Origin of the sequence: Rudaea sp., assembly GCF_036383415.1 — a bacterium.
Taxonomy (GTDB): Bacteria; Pseudomonadota; Gammaproteobacteria; order Xanthomonadales; family Rhodanobacteraceae; genus Rudaea.
Map to the genome: position 1 here is coordinate 1 of NZ_DASVOK010000025.1, position 5,763 is coordinate 5,763.

General features: G+C 66.2%; 8 protein-coding genes. 5 read left to right on the forward strand and 3 right to left on the reverse strand.

Annotated elements, in window-relative coordinates; translation table 11 throughout:
* Positions 1–969, forward strand: a 969-nt coding sequence (locus tag VF497_RS00845; protein WP_414706823.1) for a hypothetical protein, incomplete at its 5' end; no start/stop codon positions are given.
* A gap of 19 nt (positions 970–988) precedes the next feature.
* Here the strand turns inward: VF497_RS00845 and nadC are convergent.
* Together nadC and VF497_RS00855 are read right to left on the reverse strand one after the other, a co-directional pair.
* Complete coding sequence (gene nadC / locus VF497_RS00850; RefSeq protein ID WP_330885313.1) at positions 989–1,849, reverse strand: carboxylating nicotinate-nucleotide diphosphorylase; 861 nt, start codon at positions 1,847–1,849, stop codon at positions 989–991.
* A gap of 4 nt (positions 1,850–1,853) precedes the next feature.
* Complete coding sequence (locus VF497_RS00855) at positions 1,854–2,120, reverse strand: hypothetical protein (RefSeq protein WP_330885315.1); 267 nt, start codon at positions 2,118–2,120, stop codon at positions 1,854–1,856.
* A 61-nt stretch (positions 2,121–2,181) separates the two neighbouring features.
* Here VF497_RS00855 and purE point away from each other — a divergent pair, with 61 nt between their 5' ends.
* Together purE and VF497_RS00865 are read left to right on the forward strand one after the other, a co-directional pair.
* Positions 2,182–2,685, forward strand: coding sequence for a 5-(carboxyamino)imidazole ribonucleotide mutase (gene purE, locus VF497_RS00860; protein WP_330885317.1), 504 nt, complete (start codon positions 2,182–2,184; stop codon positions 2,683–2,685).
* Positions 2,682–3,806, forward strand: coding sequence for a 5-(carboxyamino)imidazole ribonucleotide synthase (locus VF497_RS00865; protein WP_330885319.1), 1,125 nt, complete (start codon positions 2,682–2,684; stop codon positions 3,804–3,806). The genes purE and VF497_RS00865 overlap by 4 nt, the downstream gene beginning before the upstream one ends.
* A gap of 92 nt (positions 3,807–3,898) precedes the next feature.
* Here VF497_RS00865 and VF497_RS00870 read toward each other — a convergent pair whose 3' ends face one another.
* A complete protein-coding gene (locus tag VF497_RS00870; protein ID WP_330885321.1) occupies positions 3,899–4,477 on the reverse strand; it encodes a superoxide dismutase in 579 nt (192 codons plus the stop codon).
* 132 nt (positions 4,478–4,609) lie between these two features.
* Between VF497_RS00870 and grxD the strand changes: the two genes are divergently transcribed.
* A complete protein-coding gene (gene grxD, locus VF497_RS00875) occupies positions 4,610–4,930 on the forward strand; it encodes a Grx4 family monothiol glutaredoxin (RefSeq protein WP_330885323.1) in 321 nt (106 codons plus the stop codon).
* On the forward strand, positions 4,927–5,709 hold the full coding sequence (locus VF497_RS00880; RefSeq protein WP_330885325.1) for an SDR family NAD(P)-dependent oxidoreductase: 783 nt from the start codon (positions 4,927–4,929) through the stop codon (positions 5,707–5,709). Before grxD ends, VF497_RS00880 begins: the two co-directional genes overlap by 4 nt.
* Positions 5,710–5,763: the final 54 nt, after the last annotated feature.

Below are 5,763 nucleotides of genomic sequence, written 5' to 3' on the forward strand. Positions count from 1 at the left end.
TCGCATGACGGCAAATCGTCAAGCGGAAACGTCGTCGAATTTCGCATTCCGAATACCCCGACAGATTGGTCGGCCGCGGTCGCACTTGGCCGTTTCGAGGAGAAGCGCATCGAATTGCCGGGCGGCGTGCTGCGCCTGGCGATCCTTGGGAGCGTGGATGCGGCGCAACGCGACAAGCTTGAGCGCTGGTTCGGTCGCGTCGCGCACGCGGTGCTTGGCGCCTACGGTCGCTTGCCGCTGGCCGACGTGCAGGTACTGATGCTGCCCGTTGGGGCGCGGGCGCATGGGCAGGCTGTCGTGTTCGGCCAGTCGGTGCGCGGGCAGGGCAATGCGCTGCAACTGCTGATCGACCCGAGCCGACCGGAAAGCGAGTTCGACGACGACTGGATGGCGGTGCACGAGTTGAGTCATCTCATGCATCCCTATCTCGGCGACCGGGGTTCTTGGTTGGCTGAGGGCCTCGCCACGTATTACCAGAACGTGTTGCGCGCGCGCGGCGGCTTGCTTACGACCGCGCAGGGTTGGAATCGGCTCGCCGAGGGTTTCAAGCGCGGTGCGGCCGCGCGCGGCGACGGCACGCTGGAAGAGACGGCGGCGAACATGTTTCGCACGCACGCATTCCAGCGCGTGTACTGGGCGGGCGCGGCGTTCTGGCTCACGGTCGATCGCGATCTGCGCCGCGAGAGCGGCGGCAAGGTCGGTCTCGACACCGCGCTGTCGCGCTTCCGCGATTGCTGCCTGCCGGCTTACAGCGCGTGGCGGCCCGAGGATTTCGTCGCCAGACTCGATGCGCTGGCCGGCACGACGCTGATTGGCGCGCGCTACCGCGAGTTCGCCGCGATGCGCGGCTTTCCGGACTGGAATGCAGTGTATGCCGATCTCGGTGTGCGCGAAGCAGGCGGACGACTCAGTTTCGACAATACGGCGCGCGACGCGGCGATACGTGAAGCGATCATGCGGCCGAAGTGATCGGCGTCGATCGCGTTGATCAACCCGCGTGCGATTCCATGCGCACGCGCATCGACAGATCGACAGCACGCACATGCTTGGTCAGCGAACCGACCGAGATGAAATCGACACCGGTCTCGGCGATCGAACGCACGCGCTCGAGCGTGACGCTGCCGGAGACTTCGAGCGCCACGCGCCCGGCCACGTGCGCGACGGCGCGGCGCATGTCGTCCGCAGAAAATTCGTCGAGCATGATGCGATCGACCTTGGCCGCGAGCGCCTGGTCGAGTTCGTCGAAGTTCTCCACTTCGACTTCGAGCAGCAGGTTCGGATGTGCCTTGCGCGCGGCGGCGACGGCAGCCGCGAGGGAGCCCGCCGCGGCGATATGGTTTTCCTTGATCAGGATCGCGTCGAACAGGCCGATGCGGTGGTTCGTCGCGCCGCCGCAGCGCACCGCATATTTCTGTGCGTAGCGCAGGCCGGGCAGGGTCTTCCGTGTGTCGAGGATGCGCGTGCGCGTGCCGCGCACGGCATCGGCGTATTGCGCGGCAACGGTGGCCGTGCCCGACAGAGTCTGCAGGAAATTCAGTGCCGAGCGCTCCGCGCCGACCAGCGCGCGCGCATTGCCGCGCAAGGTACACAATGTCGCATTCGCGGCTACGCGGTCGCCGTCGTGGGCCTGCCATTCGATGGTGACGCTCGCATCGCGTGCACGGAAGCAGGCGTCGAACCAGGCGGTGCCGCAGAGCACCGCGTTTTCGCGCGTGATCACGGTCGCGCTCGCGGTCGCGGCAGCGGGCAGCAGGTCGGCGGTCGCATCGCCGTTGCCGAAATCCTCGGCCAGCGCGCGCGCAACATCCTGCGCGACGACGGCGGCATCCGGCGGAAGCAGATCGCTCATCGGTTCAGACGGGGAAGTCGTGCAGCTGCGTCGTGCCGATGCCTTCGTCGGCGAGCATCACCGGAATGTCGTCTTCGATGCGGTAGATCACCTTGCCGTCGGTCGTGATCAGGCCAGCCTTGAGGCTCGCGGCCACGTTCGTGCCGGCCACGGTTTTCACCGCATCCTGCGCGATCTCGCGGTTGAGCGCGTCGAGCTGGGAACGGCTGAGCAATTTGACCGGTGTCTTGGTGACCGGATCGCAGAGGATGTCCAGTAGACGTTTGTCCATGCGTTGAGGGTGCGTGAATGCAGAAGTGCCCGTAGAATATCGTTTTTGCACCGGCCCCGCCATGAACACAGACACTGCGGCAGCGCGCATCGGCATCGTCATGGGCTCGCGCTCGGACTGGGAAACGATGAGCCACGCCGCCGACACGCTGGCCAAGCTCGGCGTCGCGCACGAGGTGCAAGTCGTCTCCGCGCATCGCACGCCCGATCTGTTGTTCGCCTATGCCGAGCAGGCTGCGGCGCGCGGGCTCAAGGCGATCATCGCCGGCGCCGGCGGTGCCGCGCACCTGCCCGGCATGCTCGCGGCGAAGACCGCGCTGCCCGTGCTCGGCGTGCCGGTGCAGTCGCATGCGCTCAACGGCATGGATTCGCTGCTGTCGATCGTGCAGATGCCGGCCGGGATTCCGGTGGCCACGTTCGCGATCGGCAAGGCCGGCGCGACGAATGCGGCGCTGTTCGCCGCAAGCCTGCTGGCCCTTGACGATGCGGCCGTTGCGAAAGCGTTGCGCGATTTCCGCGCGGCGCAGACGCAGGCAGTGCTCGACAAGCCTGATCCACGCGCATGAAAACCATTGGCGTCCTCGGCGGCGGGCAACTCGCCCGCATGATCGCCCTCGCTGGCGCGCCGCTCGGCGTGCGCTTTCTCGTCGTCGACAACGTTGCCGATGCCTGCGCCGGCCAAGTCGCGCCGCAGATCACCGCCGACTGGCGCGATTTCGCCGCGCTGGAAGATTTCGCCAAACGCGTCGACGTGGCCACGTTCGACTTCGAGAACGTGCCGGCCGACACCGCTCACTGGCTTGCCGAGCGCGTCGCCGTGTTCCCGAATCCGCGCGCGCTCGCGACCACGCAGGATCGGCTCGTCGAAAAGATGTTGTTCCGCGAACTCGGCCTCAACACCCCCGCATTCGCCGCGGTCGACAGCCGCACCGATCTCGAACGCGCACTGGCCGAAATCGGCTATCCGGCCGTGCTCAAGACGCGCCGGCTCGGCTACGACGGCAAGGGCCAGTTCCGTATCAAGACGCCTGCGGACATCGATGCGGCGTGGGCGGCGCTCGGCGGTGCGGCGCTGATCCTCGAAGCCTGGGTCGCGTTCGAGCGCGAAGTCTCGCTCGTCGCCGTGCGCGGCCGCGATGGTGCATTTTCCACTTATCCACTTGTACAAAACTGGCACGAAGACGGTATCCTTTCGGCCACCCTGGCGCCGGCGCCCGGCGGTGATGCGCTGATCGAACCGGCCGCGCGCCACGCGCGCGACATCGCAACTCATCTCGACTACGTCGGCACGTTCGCGCTGGAGCTGTTCGTCAAGGACGGCCAACTGCTCGGCAACGAGATGGCGCCGCGCGTGCACAACTCCGGGCACTGGACGATCGAGGGCGCGCCGTGCAGCCAGTTCGAGAACCATGTGCGCGCCGTGCTCGGCCTGCCGCTCGGCGATACCGCTGTGCTCGGCACGGCGGTCATGCTCAACTTCATCGGCGAACTGCCCGACGCGCTGCCTGTGCTCGCCGAGCCGCGTGCGCATTGGCACGACTACGGCAAGTCCGCGCGCGCCGGGCGCAAAGTCGGCCACGCGACGCTGTGCGCGAACACGAATGCGGAAATGCGCGAACGTCTCGCACGCGTCGCGCGTGCGCTTGGGCGCGAGGCGCAGGCCGCTCCGGTGCTCGCCGCGTTGTAGCGCAGACGCCTTTCGCACAAATAAAAAGGGCGCGAAGAATCGCGCCCTTTTTTGCGTCCCGATGTCGAGCGGAACGCCGGTGGAAAACCGCGTTACGCCAGCTGGCTGGCCGCGAATTCCCAGTTGACCAGCGCCCAGAACGCCTCGACATATTTCGGCCGCGCGTTGCGGTAGTCGATGTAGTAGGCGTGTTCCCACACGTCGCAGGTCAGCAGCGGGCGATCGGTGCCGGTGATCGGCGTCGCCGCGTTGCTGGTCGAGACGAGGCCGAGGCTGCCGTCGGCGCGCTGCACGAGCCAGGCCCAGCCGGAGCCGAACGTTCCGACCGCGGTCTTGGTGAACTCTTCCTTGAACTGGGCGACGCTGCCGAAGGTCTTCACGATCGCATCGGCGAGCTTGCCGGACGGATCGCCGCCGCCCTTGGGCGAGAGCGAGTTCCAGTAGAACGTGTGGTTCCAGATCTGCGCGGCATTGTTGAACACGCCACCCTGCGAATTCTTCACGATCGTGTCGAGATCGGAATTCTCGAACTGGGTGCCCTTGATCAGGTTGTTGAGGTTGGTCACGTAGGCCTGATGATGCTTGCCGTAGTGGTAGTCGAGCGTCTCGGCCGAAATATGCGGGGCAAGTGCGTCGCGTGCGTACGGAAGCGGCGGAAGTTCGATTGCCATTGGCGTCTCCTGGCTTGGGCTTGAAGGGGGGTCGAGTATAAGGGAATTGGGCAGGCGAACGAGGAAAGCAAGCCGCGCCTGCTACAATGGCGCATCGCGCCACGGTGGCATTGCTTGAGCCAGACAACACCCATGAATACCGAAGAACGCATCAAGAAAATCGTCGACGACCATCCGATCGTGCTGTTCATGAAAGGTACGCCGCAGTTCCCGATGTGCGGGTTTTCCTCGCGTGCGGTGCAGGCGCTGAAGTCCTGCGGCGCGCAGTTTGCCTCGGTAAACGTGCTCGAGGATCCCGATATCCGCGCCAACCTGCCGCGCTACTCGAACTGGCCGACGTTCCCGCAGCTGTTCATTAATGGCGAGCTGATCGGTGGTTGCGACATCACGCTCGAGCTGCAGGAAAGCGGCGAGTTGGCGCGCATGGCCAAGGAAGCGCAGAAGGCGGCATGAGGATCGAACTGCGCGACACCGCGCGCCTGCCTGCGGACTGGAAAGCGAAACCGGATGCCCTGCGCGACCGCGTCGTGCTGATCGTCGGCGCACTCGGCGCGCTCGGCAGCGCGAGCGCGAAGGCCGCGGCGCAGGCCGGGGCGAAAGTAATCCTGCTCGGGCGCAAGGTGCGCCCACTGGAAAAACTCTACGACGAAATCGACGCGGCTCATCCGGGCGCGGCAGCGATTTATCCGCTCGACCTCGCCGGCGCCTCGCCGAAGGACTACGACGACCTCGCCGCGACGATAGCCCGCGAGTTCGGCCGCCTCGACGGCATCGTCTTCGCCGCTGCGCAGTTCGATGGATTGCAGCCTGCGGTCGATGCCAAGGCGGAAGCCTGGCTGAAGACGCTGCACGTGAATCTCAACGCGCCGTTCCTGATCGTGCAGGCGTGTGCCGAGCTGCTGCATCGCGAATCGGCGGACGGCGCGGACGCCAGCGTGGTGTTCGCGCTCGACGATCCCGCGCGCGTCGGCAAGGCGTTCTGGGGAGGCTACGGCACGGCCAAGCATGCGCTGATCGGCCTAGCTTCGACCCTGCATCAGGAATGGGAAACCAGCCGCGCGCGCGTGCATGCGCTGCTGCCCGCGCCGATGCGCAGCGCGCTGCGGCGCATGGCCTATTTCGGCGAGAATACATTGGAGTTGCCGACCGCGGACGGCACGGCGCAGGCCGTGGTCTATCTGCTCGGCGCGGAGGGAGCAGCCGCGCGAGGCAAGGTATTGGATTTGCGCTGAGGCAATTCTCCCTTCTCCCGGCGGGAGAAGGGGAGCAACGACTTTCCGGGGACA